Origin of the sequence: Acidovorax sp. 56 (genome assembly GCF_002749705.1) — a bacterium.
Classification (GTDB): domain Bacteria; phylum Pseudomonadota; class Gammaproteobacteria; order Burkholderiales; family Burkholderiaceae_C; genus Acidovorax.
The window spans coordinates 1,975,582-1,995,959 of the sequence record NZ_PEEV01000001.1; the positions used below are offsets into that span (position 1 = coordinate 1,975,582).

Annotated in this window: 19 protein-coding genes; all 19 read right to left on the reverse strand. The window is 56.5% G+C overall.

What is annotated here, in order from left to right:
- Positions 1-3: 3 nt before the first annotated feature.
- The 19 genes from CLU88_RS08745 to CLU88_RS08835 all read right to left on the reverse strand — a co-directional run bounded on the left by CLU88_RS08745 (position 4) and on the right by CLU88_RS08835 (position 20,378).
- The gene (locus CLU88_RS08745) at positions 4-1,380 is read right to left on the reverse strand and encodes an adenylosuccinate synthase (protein ID WP_099656255.1); all 1,377 of its coding nucleotides are present in this window, start codon (positions 1,378-1,380) and stop codon (positions 4-6) included.
- Positions 1,381-1,407: 27 nt separating this feature from the next.
- Positions 1,408-2,556, reverse strand: a complete 1,149-nt coding sequence (locus CLU88_RS08750; RefSeq protein ID WP_099656256.1) for an ATP phosphoribosyltransferase regulatory subunit — start codon at positions 2,554-2,556, stop codon at positions 1,408-1,410.
- Positions 2,557-2,696: 140 nt separating this feature from the next.
- Positions 2,697-3,602: a protease modulator HflC gene (hflC, locus tag CLU88_RS08755; protein WP_099656257.1), complete on the reverse strand. Its 906-nt coding sequence runs from the start codon at positions 3,600-3,602 to the stop codon at positions 2,697-2,699.
- 9 nt (positions 3,603-3,611) lie between these two features.
- Positions 3,612-4,946, reverse strand: a complete 1,335-nt coding sequence (gene hflK / locus CLU88_RS08760; protein ID WP_099658738.1) for an FtsH protease activity modulator HflK — start codon at positions 4,944-4,946, stop codon at positions 3,612-3,614.
- Positions 4,947-4,999: 53 nt separating this feature from the next.
- Complete coding sequence (hflX, locus tag CLU88_RS08765; RefSeq protein WP_099656258.1) at positions 5,000-6,160, reverse strand: GTPase HflX; 1,161 nt, start codon at positions 6,158-6,160, stop codon at positions 5,000-5,002.
- Positions 6,161-6,230: 70 nt separating this feature from the next.
- Positions 6,231-6,488: an RNA chaperone Hfq gene (gene hfq, locus CLU88_RS08770; RefSeq protein WP_099658739.1), complete on the reverse strand. Its 258-nt coding sequence runs from the start codon at positions 6,486-6,488 to the stop codon at positions 6,231-6,233.
- Between the two features lie 146 nt (positions 6,489-6,634).
- Positions 6,635-7,981 (reverse strand): ribosome biogenesis GTPase Der, encoded by a 1,347-nt coding sequence (der, locus tag CLU88_RS08775; protein ID WP_099656259.1) that lies wholly within the window; start codon positions 7,979-7,981, stop codon positions 6,635-6,637.
- A gap of 16 nt (positions 7,982-7,997) precedes the next feature.
- A complete protein-coding gene (gene bamB, locus CLU88_RS08780; RefSeq protein ID WP_099658740.1) occupies positions 7,998-9,149 on the reverse strand; it encodes an outer membrane protein assembly factor BamB in 1,152 nt (383 codons plus the stop codon).
- 14 nt (positions 9,150-9,163) lie between these two features.
- Complete coding sequence (locus CLU88_RS08785; RefSeq protein ID WP_099656260.1) at positions 9,164-9,850, reverse strand: tetratricopeptide repeat protein; 687 nt, start codon at positions 9,848-9,850, stop codon at positions 9,164-9,166.
- Between the two features lie 17 nt (positions 9,851-9,867).
- A complete protein-coding gene (gene hisS / locus CLU88_RS08790; RefSeq protein WP_233205588.1) occupies positions 9,868-11,139 on the reverse strand; it encodes a histidine--tRNA ligase in 1,272 nt (423 codons plus the stop codon).
- Between the two features lie 125 nt (positions 11,140-11,264).
- Positions 11,265-12,542, reverse strand: a complete 1,278-nt coding sequence (ispG, locus tag CLU88_RS08795; RefSeq protein WP_099656262.1) for a flavodoxin-dependent (E)-4-hydroxy-3-methylbut-2-enyl-diphosphate synthase — start codon at positions 12,540-12,542, stop codon at positions 11,265-11,267.
- Positions 12,542-13,465: a RodZ domain-containing protein gene (locus CLU88_RS08800; RefSeq protein WP_099656263.1), complete on the reverse strand. Its 924-nt coding sequence runs from the start codon at positions 13,463-13,465 to the stop codon at positions 12,542-12,544. Before CLU88_RS08800 ends, ispG begins: the two co-directional genes overlap by 1 nt.
- Positions 13,458-14,291, reverse strand: a complete 834-nt coding sequence (gene pilW / locus CLU88_RS08805) for a type IV pilus biogenesis/stability protein PilW (protein ID WP_099656264.1) — start codon at positions 14,289-14,291, stop codon at positions 13,458-13,460. Before pilW ends, CLU88_RS08800 begins: the two co-directional genes overlap by 8 nt.
- Positions 14,292-14,317: 26 nt before the next feature.
- Positions 14,318-15,439, reverse strand: coding sequence for a 23S rRNA (adenine(2503)-C(2))-methyltransferase RlmN (gene rlmN / locus CLU88_RS08810; RefSeq protein WP_099656265.1), 1,122 nt, complete (start codon positions 15,437-15,439; stop codon positions 14,318-14,320).
- An 87-nt stretch (positions 15,440-15,526) separates the two neighbouring features.
- On the reverse strand, positions 15,527-15,952 hold the full coding sequence (gene ndk, locus CLU88_RS08815) for a nucleoside-diphosphate kinase (protein WP_099656266.1): 426 nt from the start codon (positions 15,950-15,952) through the stop codon (positions 15,527-15,529).
- A gap of 78 nt (positions 15,953-16,030) precedes the next feature.
- A complete protein-coding gene (locus CLU88_RS08820) occupies positions 16,031-17,452 on the reverse strand; it encodes a pseudouridine synthase (RefSeq protein WP_099656267.1) in 1,422 nt (473 codons plus the stop codon).
- Positions 17,445-18,185: an SMC-Scp complex subunit ScpB gene (scpB, locus tag CLU88_RS08825; protein ID WP_099656268.1), complete on the reverse strand. Its 741-nt coding sequence runs from the start codon at positions 18,183-18,185 to the stop codon at positions 17,445-17,447. Before scpB ends, CLU88_RS08820 begins: the two co-directional genes overlap by 8 nt.
- Positions 18,186-18,333: 148 nt before the next feature.
- The gene (locus CLU88_RS08830; protein ID WP_369827617.1) at positions 18,334-19,437 is read right to left on the reverse strand and encodes an RluA family pseudouridine synthase; all 1,104 of its coding nucleotides are present in this window, start codon (positions 19,435-19,437) and stop codon (positions 18,334-18,336) included.
- A 2-nt stretch (positions 19,438-19,439) separates the two neighbouring features.
- Entirely contained in the window at positions 19,440-20,378 is a 939-nt protein-coding gene (locus CLU88_RS08835) for a peptidoglycan DD-metalloendopeptidase family protein (protein ID WP_099656269.1), read from the reverse strand.

Consider the following 20,378-nt stretch of genomic DNA (forward strand, 5'->3'; position numbering starts at 1 on the left):
GCGTCAGTTCACTGCATAGGGGTGACGCATCAGGATCGTGTGATCACGGTCCGGACTGGTCGAAATCATCGCAATCGGGACGCCAGTAACCTCTTCTATGCGCTCCAAATAGCGCCGCGCATTCGCTGGCAACTTTGCATACTCCGTCACACCCACTGTAGAGTCTGCCCAACCGGGGACGCTTTCGTAGATAGGAACGCAGCGGGCAATATCGTCTGCCCCCATGGGGAGCAGATCAACACGCTCACCATCAAGCTCGTAACCAATACACAGCTGCAACTCGGTCAAACCATCCAAGACGTCTAACTTTGTGATGCACAAACCACTTAAACCATTCACTTGGGCACTGCGCTTCAGCAGCGCAGCATCAAACCAACCGCAACGGCGGCTCCGACCAGTCGTCACGCCCTTTTCTGCACCGATCGTGCTCATGTGATATCCAGGAGTTCCTGGAACCTCCCAATCCAATTCCGTGGGGAACGGGCCGCCGCCGACACGCGTGCAATAAGCCTTGGTAATCCCCAAAATATAGTGAAGCATTCCCGGCCCAACCCCTGCCCCCGCAGCAGCATTGCCAGCAACACAGTTGCTAGAAGTCACATAGGGATAGGTGCCGTGATCAACATCAAGCAACGTACCCTGCGCACCTTCGAACAATAGATTGCTACCTTGACCGTGTGCAGCATTCAACTCGCACGACACGTCCGCCATCATGGGACGCAACAACTCGGCATGCCGCATTGCTTCGGAGTAGACCGGATCGAATTGGACTTCTCCATTCTTGAGATACGGAGCAAGCGACTCCCCGAACACGAACTTGGCCGAGCCCAGGTAGGTCGTTAGAACATGGTTGTGGAGGGCCAACAATTCCTTGAGCTTCGCAGCAAAACGATCTGGATACTTGAGATCTTGAATGCGCAAGGCACGACGGGCAATCTTGTCCTCGTATGCTGGGCCGATACCGCGACCAGTCGTTCCAATTTTTTCTACCCCACCCTGCTCACGTACTGCTTCACGGGCCACATCCAATGCCGCATGAAAAGGGAGGATCAGAGGACAGGCTTCACTCACACGCAAACGAGAGCGGACTTCAACACCTGCACGCTCAAGACCTTCAATTTCCTCAAACAATTTGGCAGCAGACACCACTACACCATTGCCGATATAACACTTGACCCCAGGCCGCATGATGCCGCTGGGGATAAGGTGCAAAGCCGTCTTTACTCCGTTGATCACCAATGTATGACCAGCATTGTGACCCCCTTGAAAGCGGACCACCCCTTGAGCACTCTCGGTAAGCCAATCAACGAGCTTGCCCTTGCCCTCGTCACCCCATTGGGTACCAACTACGACGACGTTACGACCTTTGGTTGCTTTCATCTCAAACCCAATTCAATTTTCAAAATCTTAGATTGCACGAACAGTCCAACGACCGGATATTTCAACCAACTCTCGGTCAAAGTTGAATTCATCAGCATCACTCTCATGTCCAGGAAGTACGCAGACAACAGTCTCACCTTGACTGCGCAATGCGATAACCGCTTGGTTGACGGCCACACAATCCACCCAAGGAGCGCGTATTGCTGTTTGAAGAGATCTAGCAGGAACGACGCCCACAATCTGCTTGATATCCAAACTAAAGCCCGCAGCAGGTCGGTTGCGCCCAAACGCAGCACCGACCTCGTCATATCGACCACCGCGGGCCATAGCGTCAGGGGCGCCAGGAGCGAACACAGCGAAACGCACACCGCTGTAGTACGAATATCCACGCAAATCCGCTAAGTCAAAGGTAACGATCTGATCGCTAAATGCCGAAGCCAAACGCTTCAACTCGTCAACCAAGTCAGCCACCCCAGGGAAGCTACCCAACACCCGCAGAGCCTTGTCCAAAACCGACGCATCACCGAAAAGCCCCGGAAGGGCCATCAACCCATCCCGGCTTGCCTTTGGAAAGGGCTGCGAAAGACGGTCAATTTCCGTCAAATCTTTGCGAGCCAATGCTCCATGCAAATCTCGCAATACAGACGGGCTCACTTGCACACCAGCAAGCAGGCAACGAACGATACGAACATCTGCAAGATCAATCGTCATTTTGACAATGCCAGCCCGATGCAAGCACTCAACAGCCAGAGTCAGAGCCTCAACGTCAGCTTCCAGCCCTGCATGGCCATAAATTTCAGCTCCAAACTGGAGCGGCTCTCTCGTAGCATGCGGCCTATCGGGTCGCGTATGCAAAACGGGCCCGCAATAACAAAGCCGAGTTACGCCTGAGCGATTGAGCAGATGGGCGTCAATCCGTGCCACCTGTTGTGTAGTGTCAGCACGCAAGCCCATAGAACGGCCAGACAACTGATCGACCAACTTGAACGTTTGTAAACTTAATGCTTCACCCGCACCCGTTAACAAAGAATCCAAGTGCTCCAACATGGGTGGGATGACCAATTCGTACCCATAGCTGCGCGCAGTATCGAGCATGCCTCGGCGCAACTCTTCGATGTGTCGAGCCTCTGAGGGCAGAACATCGGCAACGTGATCCGGCAGGATCCAAGCAGACATGTAGAAAGAGGGATTCTGTTAAAACCGCAATTCTACCGGGTGAGCGAACAAGGACCAGCAATCCCTACCGGTTAGTGCCGATCAGCATGCAAAAACTTAAGACAGATCGGTGCCGAAGAATCATGCGATCGAGCAAGCGACTAGCGACGAGCAGAGGCACTGCCAGCCCCCTGCCCATCGCGAAAGACCTTGAAAAAATCTGATGTCGATGGATCCACAACAATCAAATCAGATTTCTTGCTCAAAGTCGCTTTGTAAGCCTCCAGGCTGCGATAAAAATGTGCAAACTGAGCATCGCGACCAAAAGCCTCGGCATAGACGCGAGCAGCCTCGGCATCACCCTCACCCTTGACTCTCTGAGCGTCTCGATTCGCATTTGCAATCGCAACTTCGCGCTGACGATCTGCATCGGCGCGAATTTTCTCACCTTCAGCAGCACCTGTTGAGCGCAGCTCGTTGGCAACCCTCTTACGCTCCGCCTCCATCCGACGGTACACAGATTCGGTGATAGCTTCCACATAATCGACCCGTGTGATGCGGACATCAACAACATCGACACCCCAAGGCTTTGCGCCACGCACGGCACCCAATACCTCTCGCTTGACGTCTTCCATGACGGCTTCTCGCTTCAGAGAGAGGAGTTCCTTGACCGTACGTTTATTGATTTCTTCCTGGAAAGCATTCCGAACAACGCGATTGAGTTGAGCGGCGCCTGCCTCCTCATCCAGCCCGACATTGCGGATGTATTGGGCAGGTTCCGAAATGCGCCAGCGTACGTACCAATCAATCACGACCCGCTGCTTTTCTGCCGTCAGCATAGGCTCCGTGTCCTTGCTGTCCAGCGTTAGAAGCCGCTTGTCAATGTATGAAACATTCTGGAAAGGCGGCGGCAACTTGAAGTTCAAACCGGGTTCGGTGATGACCTCTTTGATTTGTCCTAGTGCGTAGACGACACCAAACTGGCGTTGATCGACCACGAAGAACATAGAACTCATCAAGGCCAGCACAACCAGAAAAGTTGTAGCAATAAATCCAATTCGATTCACAAAACTCTCCTAGCGAACTTCGCGCTCACGGCTACGACCAGTGTCACGCCCCCTGACGTCAACGGGCGCCGAGTTTGAAGAGGCTTGCGGAACAACATTCCCCGAAACACCGGAAGCAGGCTCAACCAAAGCAGCCCCCGGAGCACTGGCAGCACTTTGCATGATCTTGTCCAAAGGCATATACAACAGGTTTGAACCTTGGCGAGACTCCACAATCACCTTAGTCACATTCCCATAAATTTGCTGCATCGCATCAAGATACATGCGATCCCGGGTGATCTGAGGCGCCTTTTGGTACTCCGTCAAAACCGAGGAAAACCGCTGTGCATCACCTTGGGCTTGGGCAACGATTCTTGCCTTATATGCAGAAGACTCTTCAGCAAGCCGAGACGCCGCCCCCACAGCTCGCGGGATAACGTCATTGGCATAGGCCTGCGCTTCATTTTTCGCGCGTTCACGCTCTTGCCCTGCCTTCAAGACATCATCGAACGAGGCTTGTACCTGCTCAGGAGGCCTAACCCCACCTTGTTGCAAATTGATGCCGACAACCTCAACACCCACCTTGTATCGATCCAGGATGGTCTGCATGAGTTGACGCACCCGAGGAGCGATTTGGTCTCGCTCCTCAGATAACGCCGTGTCCATTCGCATCTTGCCAACGACCTCACGCACAGCGGTTTCTGCTGCCTGGACTACGGCGTCAGAGGGGTTTTTGCTCTCAAACAACCAAGCTCTGGCATCACTCAATCGGTACTGCACAGCAAACTTGATTTCGACGATGTTTTCATCCTCGGTCAACATCGCAGATTCACGAAGCCCAGTACTCTTGACAATCGAATCCCTGCCAACATCCGCAGAACGAATTTGGGTCACGAACACCAACTCGTGGCGCTCGATTGGATAGGGCAATCGCCAGTTGAAACCAGCCCCTACAGTTGATTTGTACTTTCCAAACTGGGTGATGACGGCCTGCTGACCTTCTTTGACGATAAAAAAGCCCGAGGCCATCCACACCGCCAAAGCAACCCCCCCAATCAGGGCGATGCCAACACCCGCATTGCGCATGTCAGGCTGCCCACCTTTAGGAGCCCCGCCACCCGAGCCTCCACCAAAGAGACCGCTCAGCTTGCGGTTGAGATCTCGCCAGAGTTCATCTAGATCGGAGGACTGCCCGCCGCCTGCCGCCTGGCCACGGTCTCTTGGACTGGGCGTCTTGTCCCCGGGTTGGCGACCTTCATCGGGCTTATCTTCGCCCCGCCCCCATCTAGGGTCATTCAGATTGAAAACCCCTAATGCCAACCTCTGCAATGCAGCTAAGCGCGAATCGCGATTTTGAAAATTCATGCGCAAAATCTCTTGGTCTCTATAGGTAACGATCAGAGCAGCATTGTGCCCAATCAAGCCGAAAGCTCTGAAAATTCAGCCCCGTCAGCTGGGGACATCTCTGCGGCTTCACGCGAAACAATCTCAGAGAGTATTTCCCTCAGCGCGCCGACACCCGTCCCCGTCAAGGCACTCACAAAAACCCGCGTGCACAAAATGCCATTCAAGTCGTAAGTGTCTTTTGATACAAGAGGATGAGACACCTCCGCCAAAGCATCAGACTTGTTAAATACCAAAATCTGAGGAATTCGGTCAGCGCCAATTTCGGTCAGCACGCGCTGCACTTGCTGAATTTGCTCTGGAAAAGCAGGGTTGGCCGCATCCACAACATGGAGCAACAAATCGGCATCCACAGCCTCTTGCAAGGTCGCCTGAAACGCATCGACAAGTCCGTGCGGAAGATCACGAATGAAGCCGACCGTGTCAGACAAAGAGATTGATCGGCCCGCGTCAGCAAGGTACAGCTGTCGCGTCGTAGTGTCCAACGTTGCAAACAGCTGATCGGCAGCATAGGCACGCGCTTTGACCAAGGCATTGAACAAAGTCGATTTGCCTGCATTCGTGTAACCCACCAATGAGATGGTGAACGCGTCACGCCGCTCGCGCTGCTTGCGCTGCGTAGAACGCTGGCGCTTGACCTTGAGCAACCGCTCCTTCGTCCGCTTGATGGCGTCTCCAATCATGCGCCGATCAAGCTCAATCTGCGTCTCCCCAGGGCCACCACGTGTGCCGATACCACCACGCTGCCGCTCCAAGTGGGACCACCTGCGCACTAAACGCGTGCTCAAATACTGCAGCTTGGCAAGTTCCACCTGCAGCTTGCCTTCGTGGCTGCGGGCACGTTGAGCAAAAATCTCCAGAATGAGGAGAGTACGGTCGTTGACAGGAAGCTCCAGATGTCGCTCAAGGTTGCGCTGCTGCGCAGGACTTAAAGACTGGTCAAAGAGCACCTCGACGGCGCCATGCATTTGCGCCAGCATTCTGATCTCATCGGCCTTGCCACTACCAACGAACAAAGCTGCATCCGGAGCTTTGCGCTTGCAGGTCACGCGCGCAACAGGGTTCAATCCCGCCGTTTGAGCAAGCAAACCCAATTCTTCCAGCTCAGCATCAAAATGAGGAAGCCCCATATCAACACCGACCAAGATGACTGGAGGTGTCGTTTGGGGCTTCATTGTGCAGACCTCGGCACGCTCTTAATGAGATATGCCACAAGCAAAGGAGAGTTTAGGGCGGTGATGAGCGTCAGGACTGAGCACTAACGTCCGTGTCCGATGACTCTGCTGACGAAAAATTCACAGCACGCCCAGGAACGATCGTGGAGATCGCGTGCTTGTAGACCATCTGGGTCACAGTATTACGCAGCAAAACAACGTACTGATCAAAAGACTCAATTTGACCTTGTAACTTGATTCCATTCACCAAATAAATGGACACTGGGACGTGTTCACGCCGCAGTGCATTCAGGAATGGATCTTGAAGAAGTTGACCTTTATTGCTCACGATATGCTCCGTGTTCAAAATGTTGTTGTAAAGCAGGACCATACCACACCAAGGATAGCTGGCAGGTGAAATGATGCATTGCCCTTTGGCCCCGATGGACAGTCAACCCACCGAACCATTGGTTCAAGCGCCTTGAAGCCACCAAGCTACGAGCTCTCGCCGTCCTTGAAGGGATTGTGAGACGTTTTCATCTCGATTCTCAGTGGCGTACCGACCAGTTCAAACTCTTTGCGAAAACGACCTTCAAGGAACCGCTTATACGCCGCCGTCACATGTTCCAGCGAGTTACCGTGGATCACGATCACTGGTGGATTCATGCCACCCTGGTGGGCATAACGCAGCTTGGGCCTGAACATGCCTGATCGCTGAGGACTCTGAAACTGCACAGCCTCCAATAGCAACCTTGTCAAGACAGGTGTAGGCATTTTGCAGTTTGCTGCCTTGTGTGCCTGCGCAATGGATGCCCATAACGGACCAAGGCCCTGCCTCTTCTTCGCAGAGATGTAGTGCAAAGATGCAAATTTCAAAAAGGACAGCCGAGACTCGATAGAACGCTCGAGCAGTTGACGCTGGTAATCATCCACAGCATCCCATTTGTTCACTGCTATCACAACAGCCCGCCCACTCTCAAGAATGTACCCAGCGATGTGAGCATCTTGATCTGTCACCCCTTGGGTCGCATCCAAGAGCAGCAAGACGACGTTGGAGGACTCAATCGCCTGCAGGGTCTTGACCACCGAAAACTTTTCGATCGCCTCAAAGACCTGCCCTTTGCGTCGCAAGCCCGCCGTGTCAATCAACTCAAATTTCTGACCATTTTTCTCAAACGGCACAGAAATCGCGTCTCGCGTGGTACCCGGCATGTCAAAAGCGACCAAGCGCTCCTCACCCAGCCAAGTATTGATCAACGTCGATTTCCCGACATTAGGTCGCCCTGCTACAGCCAGCTTGATGACATCAGAGGAAGTTTCCGAAACCGCCTCATCATCAAGGTCGGGGATGTTGAGAAGAGCAAACGCGGCATCGACGATGCCGCGAATACCCTGGCCATGGGCCGCGGATGCAGGGACCACAGCCCCCAAACCCAACTCATAGAACTCAGCAAGCTGAACACCCTCCACCATACCTTCGGCCTTGTTCGCCACAAGCAGGCAGGGCTTGCTCAGGCGTCGCAGGTATTTGGCAATGTCATGGTCTTGTGCGGAAACGCCAGCGCGAGCATCCACGATAAACAAGACCACATCAGCTTCGGCAACCGCTTGCTGGGTTTGTTTGGCCATCTCGCGGTAAATCCCCGCAGAGGCATCTGGCTCGAATCCACCAGTGTCCACCACGATGTACTCGTGCTTGCCCTGCCGCCCATTGCCATAGTGACGATCACGCGTGAGACCCGCAAAATCAGCAACGATAGCGTCCCGCGATTTGGTTAAACGGTTGAAAAGTGTTGACTTCCCAACATTTGGGCGCCCGACAAGGGCAATAACTGGCTTCATTCAATACCTATCACTATCAATCTGGACGGAAGCCGTACACGCCGCCACTACGCGTGACAACAACCAAAGTATCTGCAGCAACCACTGGGGCCGTAACCATGCCCGAGGAATCAGTCATGACGCGATTCAGAGGTGCGCCATCGGCACGCGACAAAAAGTGGACCCAACCGGACTCATCGCCCAAGACCACAGATCGCCCCAAGACCAAGGGTGCTGTCAACTTTCGCAACCTGAGTCGATCAGAAGACCACAAGCGTGTTCCATCATCGCGGCGCCAAGCAATCACATGTCCATTGCTCTCAGTCCCATAGATGGCTTCAGAGTCCCCGTGAACACCTTCAGAGCCACTGGCCTGCTGAGACCAAACAACACTAGCCCGATCTCGGACCACATTCACACAGCCCACAGAGGCTTGGAATGCACGCACACAAACCGAATCCCCCACACGGCTGACGCGTCCCACCAACTCCACCAAACGCTCAACGTCATTGATTCCACGTGGACTGGCCAAAGGAGCCTCCCAACGGACCGTCCCGGTGTCAGGATTCAATCCGACCAGTCGACCTGACATACCAACCACCAAGGTATCACCCACAGCAGCTATCACGCCACCTTGCCTCAAGACCAAGGCTTCGCCTCCGGACCGTGTCTGGTTCCAGAGCTTTCGCCCCGTATTCAAATCAAACGCTGAAACCGAACGATCTGCAGCCAAGACGAATACGCGGCCACCAGCGACCAAAGGTGCCGTAAATACCTGCGAAGCAAGACTTTGACGCCACGCTTCTTTACCCTGGTCCAGCACGATCAGGGCATTGGATCGAGAGACAACCGCCGTATACCGAGCGTCAGCACCGACGCCAGCCGATAAAGGCTCCCCAAGACTTGCACGCCACAAATCACCACCGGTTCGGGCGTCAATCGCAACCAGGCTACCTTCGGACGATGCAATCGTCACCCGATAGTCCTGAACACGGACATCCAACGCTGCGCCAGACGAAGCGCCAACCTTGGCACTCCAAGCCTGACGAACACCCAGAACCGGGATGTTTTCTCCCAAATCAGGGGCGACAGCTTTGCTTCCACCCCACATGGAGCAGCCGCTCAAAGCGATTGCAATCACCAGAGGAGCAACTCGCGCACACCATCTGGACGGACGAAGTGAAGACATGGAAGCTATTGATTTCATTTCTTTACATCCGGCGAAGCAATGGCACCAGAGGACGTGCTTTGAGGATCGACACCCAGTGCATTCAGTTTGACTTCCACCATGCGCCGGTATTCAATGGTTTCATCCAGTGCCTTGTAGGCCCGGCCGTACTCAACCACAGCGTCTGACCGGCGATCAAGCAACATCAGAACATCACCTTTGCGGTCGGCTGCGACACCCTCAAACTCAGGCGGGAAGCTGCCCTGCAATTGCTGCAAAGCTGCATCAAACTGCTTTTGCTCCATCAGCACACTAGACAACCGCAGCTTGGCAATGGCCTTGTAACCCGCATCCGTAGATTGCTCGGCCACCCAACCAAGCGCGGATTTAGCAGCATCCAGGTTGCCAGCTTCCTGCATCGTCTTTGCCAAAGCAAAACCCGCCATATCAGCCTGTGGCGTGCCAGAGTACTTCGCCTTGATATCGGTAAACGCCTGCTCTACACGTGATTGATCTTTTGCTTGGGCGGCAACTTCTACGGCATCCAGCAAAGCAGCCGCCTGGGAGGCTTGTCGATTCTGCCAATATTGGTAGCCATTCCAAGCCGCAAGCCCCCCCATCACCACCAGCAAGACTGCCGAAATAGGTGTACCCCAGGTGTTCCAAAAATGCTTGAGCTGATCAAGCTGTTCTTGTTCTTCCAGATCTAAGTGATTTGCCATGAATGCTTTACGTCAGTTCAGTTGGTTGGGCGCGATTGTAGGTTGCCAGCCCAAAGAGAAACGGTTTCCAAGGATTGCTCGACCTGGGCCCCCACCCCATCGCGGAGTGACTTGATGGATACGACGCCACGCGTTAGCTCTTCATCACCAAAAACGAGCGCGTACGCAGCACCACTGCCATCGGCCCGCTTGAATTGGGATTTCATGCTACCCATCGAGCCATCAGCAGATGCCGATGCGTGCATCTGAATAGAGAGGCCCAAAGCACGGAGTTGCTCCATCGTCCTCATTGCCACAGGGAGGGATGAGGTGCTGGGAATCACGGCATACACATCGGGGGCTAACGAAATCGCGGCCTTGTCCTGCTCTTTCAACAACTCCAACACACGCTCAACTCCCAAAGCCCAGCCGACGGCAGGAGCGGCCTTACCACCCACTTGCTCCATCAAATAGTCATAGCGCCCGCCACCACAGATAGTGCCCTGAGACCCAAGCTGGTCCGTCACGAACTCAAAAACAGTGAGGTTGTAATAGTCCATGCCACGGACCAACCTCGGATTGAGGGTCCATGCCACACCATTCGCATCCAAAATCGCCTTGACCCTGTCAAAGTGGGCCAGTGACTCTGGACCCAAGAAATCGATCAATCTCGGCGCCGCATTCACAATGGCCTGCAGCCCAGGGTTCTTCGTGTCCAGGATACGCAGCGGATTGCTATGGAGTCGGCGACGGGCCTCTTCGTCAAGGGATTCGCTGTGTTGCTCCAAGTACGCAATCAACGCTGCCCGGTGGGCTTGTCGCTCCTGCGGCTGACCAAGGCTATTCAACTCCAGGCGCACGCCTTGCAATCCCAACTCGCGCCACAAAGAATTGGCCAGAAGTATCAGCTCCGCATCCACCTCCGCCCCTGGAAAGCCAAGCGCTTCGGCACCGATCTGGTGAAACTGGCGATATCTTCCACGCTGCGGCCGTTCGTGACGAAACATAGGCCCCATGTAATAAAGGCGTTTCCCACCGTCATAGAGCATGGAGTTTTCAGAGACAGCCCGCACAACGCCAGCAGTGGCTTCTGGGCGCAAGCTCAAATGCTCTCCGTTGAGACGGTCTTCAAACGAATACATCTCTTTTTCCACGATATCCGTCACCTCGCCCAAGCCGCGCACAAATAACGCTGTAGGCTCCACAATGGGGGTGCGGATGTTGCGGTAGGAGTAGCGATCCATCAGCGTACGAACCTTACCCTCCAGCCATTCCCAACGTGCGGAGTCTGGGGGCAAGATATCGTTCATCCCCTTCACCGAGGTCACTTTTTCCGCCTTTGAAGCGGTTACGACTTTGTCTGTGCTCACAGCTTTGCTTTTCTAAAATCTGATATTTCAAGGGTGCAAAAAACGCGCACCTCATCGAGAGATGGCTAGGCAGCAACCACGCCACCGAATCGGCGTTCAATGTAGCTTTCAACGATCTGATGGAATTCGGCGGCAATGTTCTCGCCACGCAGAGTCAGGGCTTTTTCTCCATCGATAAACACGGGGGCCGCAGGCGACTCACCCGTGCCAGGCAAGCTGATACCGATATCCGCATGCTTGCTCTCCCCAGGGCCATTCACAATGCAGCCCATGACAGCCACACGCAATCCCTCAACACCGGGGTACTTGACACGCCACACCGGCATCTGCGAGCGCAAGAAGTCATCAATCTGCTTGGCAAGCTCTTGAAAGGTCGTGCTGGTGGTTCTCCCACAGCCAGGGCAAGCCGTCACACTAGGGACAAATACGCGCAAACCCAGGGCCTGCAAAATCTCGGAAGCAACCACGACTTCCTGATTCCGAGACTCACCAGGTTGGGGTGTCAAGGACACGCGGATCGTGTCGCCAATTCCTTCTTGCAGAAGCACCGAAAGGGCTGCAGCAGACGCCACAGTGCCTTTGGTTCCCATACCTGCCTCTGTCAACCCCAAGTGCAATGCGTAGTCACACCGGCGTGCCAACTCACGGTACACACCGATGAGGTCCTGCACACCGCTTACCTTGCACGACAAAATGATCTGGTTGCCGTCCATCCCCATTTCCTCTGCGCGGTGCGCAGATTCAATAGCCGAGGAAATCAGCGCCTCGTACATGACTTGACGGGCATCCCAAGGCTGGCTTCGGCGGCTATTCACATCCATCAAACTCGCCAGCAACTCCTGGTCCAGGCTCCCCCAGTTAACGCCGATGCGAATGGGCTTATTCCAGCGCATCGCAGCTTCAATCATCTGACCAAACTGGCGATCACGCTTCTCACCCTTGCCTACATTTCCCGGGTTGATCCGGTACTTTGACAAAGCCTCTGCGCAAGCAGGAAACTGCGTGAGGAGCGTGTGCCCGTTGTAGTGAAAATCACCCACAAGCGGAACGTTCTCACCCATACGATCCAGTTGCTCACGGATGTATGGAACGGCCGCCGCGGCTTCAGGCGTATTGACCGTGATGCGCACAAACTCAGAGCCAGCCTGGGCGAGCTCTTTGACTTGAATCGCGGTGCCGATAGCGTCGACGGTATCCGTGTTGGTCATCGACTGCACGCGTACCAAGGCACCACCACCCACCGTGACAACACGATCGCCCCAAACCACTCGCGCCTGGCGAGATTTACGCACGGCAGGAGTCACCAACGGAATGGGATCGGAAACGTTTGTGAAGTTGCTCACTATTTCACCTCGAAGCGCGCGACGTTCTCACGCGACACAGCATTCAGCTCCAGGGGCTTGCCACGAACGAAGACGTCAGTCACATCGACACGCCCCACAACCACGCTCAAGGGCAAAACCCCCGACACGGGTGCTGCATCGCCTGAAGCTAACTTCTTCTCGAAAACCACGCGCCCTGATGCATCACGCACTTGAACCCAGGAGTCCCCTCGCGCGCGCAGCATCAACAATGCAGCAGACGTATCAGCGATCGCTGGCAACGCAGCAGAAGCGGGTGGAGCGACTGCAGGAGAAGGGACCACGGGCAAGGCAACCGCACTACTGGCAACCGTATTGATGACAGCAGGCGCTGGCTCTACCGCCACCGGCGGCTGAACAGCAGCAGCGATCTCCTCAGTCTTTGAAGCCGACGCCTCATGGCCCGAAGGGGTAACAGCGGCGCTACCCACCAAGGAGAGTGGTCCCGAATTCCAAGGCTGAAAGCCAGCAGGCCAATAAAAAACGGCAGCAGCTCCAATCAACAGCACGAACACACCGAACATCAACCACGACGAATGTCTCGAACCACCGTTGGAAACAAAAGTCTTGCCTGCCACACTTTTCACGGGTGTGTTGATATCGGATCGCTCAGGAATCAAGCGCGGATTTTTTGACTGAGGCAGAAGAGACAAGACTTGCGCAGGATCCAGCTTGAGTGTCCGACACACACTGGAAGCCAAAGCCCGCATAAATACGGTATCGGGGAGCAACTCAAGCCGATTGGACTCCAACGCTTCCAGCTTGCTGACAGGCACCTTCAGGGCCACTGCCAACGCCTCAATGTGAACACCCGACGCCTCACGGGCACTGCGCAAAATTTCACCCGCAGTGGGCTGAGTCGCACCGTCTTGAGCCAATGCCAAGGCAACCGTGGGCTCACTCATTGAAGGCTCCACGCTGGTACGCACCCATCTCAGCAGACTCTGGGAAGCGCTTGCGCAGTTGGTCAGCCAACTGAAGCATTGCTACGTTGTCGCCCAGCGCCTTCTCGACCTTAATTCCCAGCCAAAGGGACTCGGAGTTGGCCATGCCGCTGTTGTTCAATCGCCGAATATAAAACTGCGCGCGCGTCAGTTCTTGGCGGCGAAACAGCAGCAAAGCAAGGTGATAACTCACCACCGGATTGCCGGCATCCAGTTGGTATGACTTGAGCAAGGACTGCTCGGCATCCTCTAATTTTCCAGAACTCGACTGACACAGACCCTTGCCCATCAAGGTCTTGCTTCTGGCTACGTAAGCGGGGTTCGCCAACGCCCTATCGAATTGCTGATCTGCTTCTGCATACTTTCTTTGCCGACAGAGCAACCAGCCATAGTTATGCAGCAGATTCGAGTCTGTAGAACGCATAGAAATCGCACGGCGGAAGCTGTCCTCCGCTTGGGCCACATCATTCAGCTGCATGTAAATCAACCCACGCATATTGAGGGCATCTACATAGGTGGGATCGGTTGCGAGTGCCTGCTTGACCTCATCCAACGCGACGCTGGCCTGTCCGTTTTCGAAATACTTGGCCGCCAACTCAAGCCGGATGCGGGCACGCCGACGCACGTCTGACTCGTCAGAGGGCGTCACCACACTGGAACTGGTGTCAGAGGCCTGCACCCCCCCATTTGTCGCACAACCAGGAAGTAGAAAACCCGTGCTTGCTACACCCAACACCCAAAGCGCCCCACGGCAATAGATTCGAATACGCCCCACCAATCTCACCATACAACGCCCCTCTTTGTGTCAGTGAATCAAGCTATCGGCTTCAGCACAATGGTGCGTTGTTTAGCCATGCGCTCTGCAGCGCGCGTTCTGTCCTTAACATCTCCAGCCAGTTGCCCGCAAGCAGCATCGATATCATCACCGCGCGTTTTACGAACTGTCGTGACAATACCTGCATCGCTGAGCAATTTGGCGAAAGCAAGCACCTGATTCTGCGGCGATCGCGTCAAACCCGATGCTGGAAATGGATTAAATGGAATCAGATTGAACTTGCACCGAACACCGCGACCGCGTGCGGGTTGAACCAGCTCAATCAACTGCCTGGCATGCTCAGCTTGGTCATTGACGCCGTCCAGCATGCAATATTCGAAGGTGATGAAGTCACGCGGAGCATGCTCCAAATAACGCTGACAGGCATCCAGCAATTCATGGATGGGATATTTGCGATTGAGCGGGACCAAGTTGTCCCGCAGGGCATCATTCGGGGCATGCAGCGAAACCGCCAGCGCCACAGGGCAGTCTTGGGCCAACCGATCCATCATCGGAACAACGCCTGATGTAGAAACCGTCACCCGCCGCCTGGACAGACCATACCCATGGTCGTCCAGCATTACGCGCAAAGCCGGAACCAACGCAGAGTAGTTCTGCAAGGGCTCACCCATGCCCATCATCACCACATTGGAAATCACCCGGTCAGAGGTATTCAACCGGGCACGCAGCGCATGCTCGGCAAACCAAAGCTGCGCAACGATCTCACCCGAAGTGAGATTGCGGCTGAAACCTTGGTGACCCGTGGAGCAAAAGCGACACCCCACGGCACAACCGGCCTGGGATGAAATACACAAGGTGCCTCGATCATCCTCGGGGATAAAGACCGACTCCACCGCGTTTCCATCGCCCACGTCAAAAAGCCATTTGACGGTGCCATCCGCAGACACATGCTCACTGATGACAGGCAACGCTTCGATGTGCGCGCAACCTTTGAGCTTTTCTCTCAATGCCTTGGCCAAATCGCTCATGGCATCGAAATCGCTGGCCCCGCGCTGGTGAATCCAACGAAATAACTGGGTCGCGCGAAAACGTTTCTCGCCCAATCGCTCACAGAAAGCGATCAGCGCATCCAGGTCAAATTCAAGGAGGTTGGTGGTCATTGCGGCAGCCTTGCGCGAGACCGCTCGCAGCTGTCCCCATGGCACATACACCCCACACAGGTGGGACAGGTCATGGGGACCGCCATCTCAGCGGGAGTAAATGTTCAGGCCAGGGAAGAAGAAGGCAACTTCCACTTGCGCTGTTTCAGGAGCATCAGAACCGTGCACGGCGTTGGCATCGATGCTGTCTGCAAAGTCAGCGCGGATCGTGCCAGCGTCAGCCTTCTTAGGATCGGTAGCGCCCATCAGCTCGCGGTTCTTCAGGATGGCGTTTTCGCCTTCCAGAGCCTGGATCATCACAGGGCCGGAAATCATGAAGTCCACCAGGTCCTTGAAGAAAGGACGTGCCTTGTGCACAGCGTAGAACTGCTCTGCTTCCAGGCGCGACAGGTGGGCCATGCGGGCAGCCACCACCTTGAGGCCAGCAGCCTCAAAACGGGCGTAGATCTGGCCGATCACGTTCTTGGCCACTGCGTCAGGCTTGATGATGGAGAGAGTGCGTTCGATAGCCATGTTGATATTCCTGAATAAATGTTACTAAAATTCTTTTGCCTAGCAGACAAAACCCTCGATTCTAACCGTGCTGCGCGATCAAGAGCGACCACGGCCGCGTCGAGCGCCCCCGCCACCCGGGGCGCGTTGCGCCTGGCGTTGACGGGAGAGGCTATCGGATCCGATGTATCCCACCGACGTTTTCATCGGGTCGGGCTGGGCTCCACCACGCTGGCGATCACCTGCCGAGCCTGCACCACCATCATCACGGCGGCGTGAACGTTGTCCACCAAAGGCGCCCACAGCACCTCGGTCGTTGCGGCGAGCTGGCGCACCCGGGCCACCACTTTTGCCACGGGGGTTTGCACCTGCGCGCCGCTGCGCGCCCGCATCGCCATCACGGTCAGGCGCGGCACCGTTGCCCTCACCTGCGGCGCGCAACAGCGAGCGGATATCGGAATCATCCAGCTCCATCCAGGCCCCGCGCTTGAGCCCTCGGGGCAGCATCATGGCGCCATATCGGATGCGAATCAGACGACTGACGGCATGCCCGACCGACTCAAGCATGCGGCGCACTTCCCGATTGCGCCCCTCAGAGATCGTGACCCGATACCAGCAGTTTGATCCCTCACCGCCACCGTCTTCAATGGAGCCAAAGGCGGCCATGCCATCGTCCAGGCGCACACCATCGAGCAGCCGCTGCTTCTCTTCGTTGCTGAGCGCGCCCAAGACACGCACAGCGTACTCGCGCTCCAGCCCGAACCGGGGGTGCATCAGCTTGTTGGCCAGCTCTCCGGAGCTGGTAAACAGCAACAAGCCCTCGGTGTTCAAGTCCAAACGCCCCACAGACTGCCATTTGCCATTTTGGAGTCGGGGTAATTTGCGAAACACCGTGGGCCGATTTTGCGGATCGTCGTGGGTCACCACTTCGCCGACGGGCTTGTGGTATGCGATCACCCTGGGTGGCGGCGGGTCGATACGGTAGCGAATGGGCTTGCCGTTGACTTTGACTTGGTCGCCGTACTGGATGCGCTGACCCACGTGGGCAGGCTCATTATTGACAGAGATCCGCCCCTCCAGAATCAATTGCTCCATCTCAAGGCGCGACCCCAAACCCGCCTGGGCCAAGACCTTGTGCAACTTGGGGGTTTCCACCTGTGGCAACAGCACCCGCTTGACTGGCAGAGCATCGCCCTCGGCATCCTCATCGTCAAACCGGCCCGACACCACGTCAGAGAATTGATAACCCTGCGCAGCACCTGCAGAGGGCTGAGGCTTGGCACCAGGACGCCCGCCACGGGGCTTAACGGCCGAAGCCTCGGGTGCAGAATTTTCCAGTGCGGCGCCAGACACTACTGGCTCCACAGCAGCGCCAACATCATTCGCCAAGTCCGCCGCAGAGGATGCTGGTTTTTTGGCTGCGGCACGCTTGCGTGGAGCCCGTGCTGCAGGTGCAGCATCATCTTGGGCAAGTGGCTCGCGCGGAAGGTCTTCCGCATTCACTGGAGTCGAATCATTCATGTGGGGTTCCTGTGACGCCATCACTGGCATCTACCTGGTCATTGCGGAGCGTGTCCTCCGCCATTTCAAACAAATCACCGCCCAAAGCACCACCCGCGCCCGCAGCCGGCGCTGACGGCACATCAGCTGCAGCCTCCAGCGGAGTCAAGTCGCTCCCGCCACCTTCTTGTACACCTGTGGACTGGGCCGCTGCCATCGCCTCCAGCACATTGGCGTGGGACGAAGGATCGTCCAACACCGGCAGTTGGTCCAGCGATGAAAGCCCCAGGTCATCCAAAAACTGCCGGGTCGTTGCAAACAATGCAGGACGACCCACCGTTTCCCGGTGACCAATCACCTCCACCCACCCTCGGTCTTCCAGTTGCTTGATGATCAGACTGTTCACGGTCACACCGCGAATGTCTTCAATATCCCCCCGGGTGACCGGCTGGCGGTACGCAATGATGGCCAAAGTTTCCAGCGTGGCGCGGGTATACCGGGGCGGCTTTTCAGGATGCAGGCGGTCCAGATACTCGCGCATCTCAGGCTTGCTCTGAAAGCGCCAACCTGTCGCCACTTGCACCAGTTCCACACCACGAGATTCCCAGTCGCGCTGCAAGTCTTGCAGCAGCATTTTCAGCGTGTCTGAACCCAGGGCATCATTGAACAGCACCCTCAGCTCACGCAAAGGCACGGGCTGAGGAGCACAGATCAGGGCAGTCTCTAGGACCCGCTTGGCATCCACCGTATTCATGGTTCAGCGATTCCGGAAAATGGCCCTCGCAACAGGAAGGGCTCACCGATAGCAGGGATTGGTCAAAGGGCGCTGAAAGCGCGGTCGGTATACGACAGGGCCCGGCGGGATTCCGTCTTCGGGCATTCTCAGGCCTCACGGCCCATTGCTACGGATTGTAGCTCAGGCCCCAATCGGACAGCGCCAGGCGCATATCCGCAGGCACAGGCGCCTCCAGCACCAAGTCCTCACCTGTGACCGGATGCCTGAAGGCCAGACGGTAGGCATGTAACGCCTGCCGTTGTATTGCCCCCACGGGAGAGCCGCCATACAACGCGTCCCCTACCAGCGCATGCCCCAGCGAGGCCATGTGAACGCGAATCTGGTGTGTGCGCCCCGTGTGCAAGGTGCATTCCACCCAGCACCCCTGCCCACAAGACTGCAGCAGGCGAATATCAGTGCGCGCCGCCTTGCCTGCGTGGGCAGAGAGATCCACCACCGCCATGCGCAGCCGATTGCGAGGATCACGCCCTATTGGTGCATTCACCGCACGCAAGGCATTCCCGGCCCAAGGCTTGTGCGCCAAAGCCAGGTACTTGCGGCTCACGTCGCGGGCCGCAATCATGGTCACCAGCGCGTCCATCGTTGACCGATCGCGCGCCACCACCATCAGGCCACTCGTGTCCTTGTCGAGTCTGTGCACAATGCCCGCACGGGGCACCAAAGCAGCCCGCTCATCACGCCCCAAAAGGCCATTGAGCAAGGTACCACTCCAATTGCCAGGCGCAGGGTGCACCACCAAACCCGCAGGCTTGTTAATCACCAGCAGATGGGCGTCCTCGTACACCACCTCAATGGGCATGGACTCTGGACGAAACGCCTGGCTTTGCAACGTAGGGCGCATTTCCAGCACCACCGCATCACCGGCCTTGACGCGGGTTGACGGCTTGGGCACCACCCGGCCATTGACCGCCACCAACCCCTGCCCCAGCAGTTGCTGCAAATAGCTGCGTGAAAACTCAGGCACCAACTCTGCCAGAGCGCGATCCAGGCGCTCGCCGTGCTGCGATACAGGCACAGACATGGTCCGCAACTCAGACTCTGCCGCAATGCCATCGGCCAGCTCGCCCTCCAAACCCTCCTCTGCCACAGACTGGATGACGCCCAGGGTCCCATCTTCGGATTCAGGCTGCGCGACGGGCGGTGCTGCGTTTGCGCCCTCCAAAACGCTCAAAGGGGCTTTCGCCCCTTTGACTGCCACAGACTTGGCCACGCTCAACGGGCCGCCAAGTAGCGCGCCGGGTCTACCGGCTTGCCCTGACGGCGAATTTCAAAATGCAACTTCACCCGGTCTGCATCCGTGTTGCCCATCTCGGCAATCTTCTGACCGCGCCGCACCGCCTGGTCCTCCTTGACGAGCAAGGTCTGGTTGTGGGCGTACGCTGTCAAGAACGTGTTGTTGTGCTTGAGGATGATCAGGTTGCCATAGCCACGCAAACCAGCCCCCGAATACACCACGCGGCCGTCTGCTGCAGCCAGCACCGCGTCTCCAGCCTTACCGGCGATGTCATAGCCCTTGTTGCGGGCCTCATCAAACCCCGCCAACAAAGCGCCGGACGCAGGCCAGATGAAAGACACATCGTCTTCGACCGCACCTGCGGGAGGTGCCGCTGGTGCAGGGGCTGCGGCAGGCGTTGGCGTTGCAACAGCCACCACAGGCGCTGCCCCAGAGGCAGGCGTCTTGGGAGCACTGGATGCGCTGGCCGCAGCGGCTGGCGTCACAGACGACGATGTGACGGGACGCGTCACCACGCCGGTGTCGGAAGCAACGGCCGCAGAGGCGGCTGGCGCGGGAGCAGGCACTGAGGCACTCACTCGCAACACCTGCCCGACCTCAATCAGGTTAGGGTTCTCCAGATTGTTCCAGCGGGCAATGTCTTTCCAGCCCTGGCCGTTTTCCAAGCCGATGCGGATCAGGGTATCCCCAGGCTTGACGGTGTAGTAGCCCGGTTTGCCGGCATTTTCAGCGCCAGGCAACGGCTTGATGGGGGTTGCCACCACCACACCAGGCTGAGAGCTGGAGCCAGACGCGTTGCCAGAAGACGTTCCCCGATCTTCCACTGGGGCCTTGCTCAGCCGGGTGCCGCAGCCGGACAGCAGAACCCCCGCCATCGCCACAGAAAACCCAACGACAAGACCACGCGATACGAACAT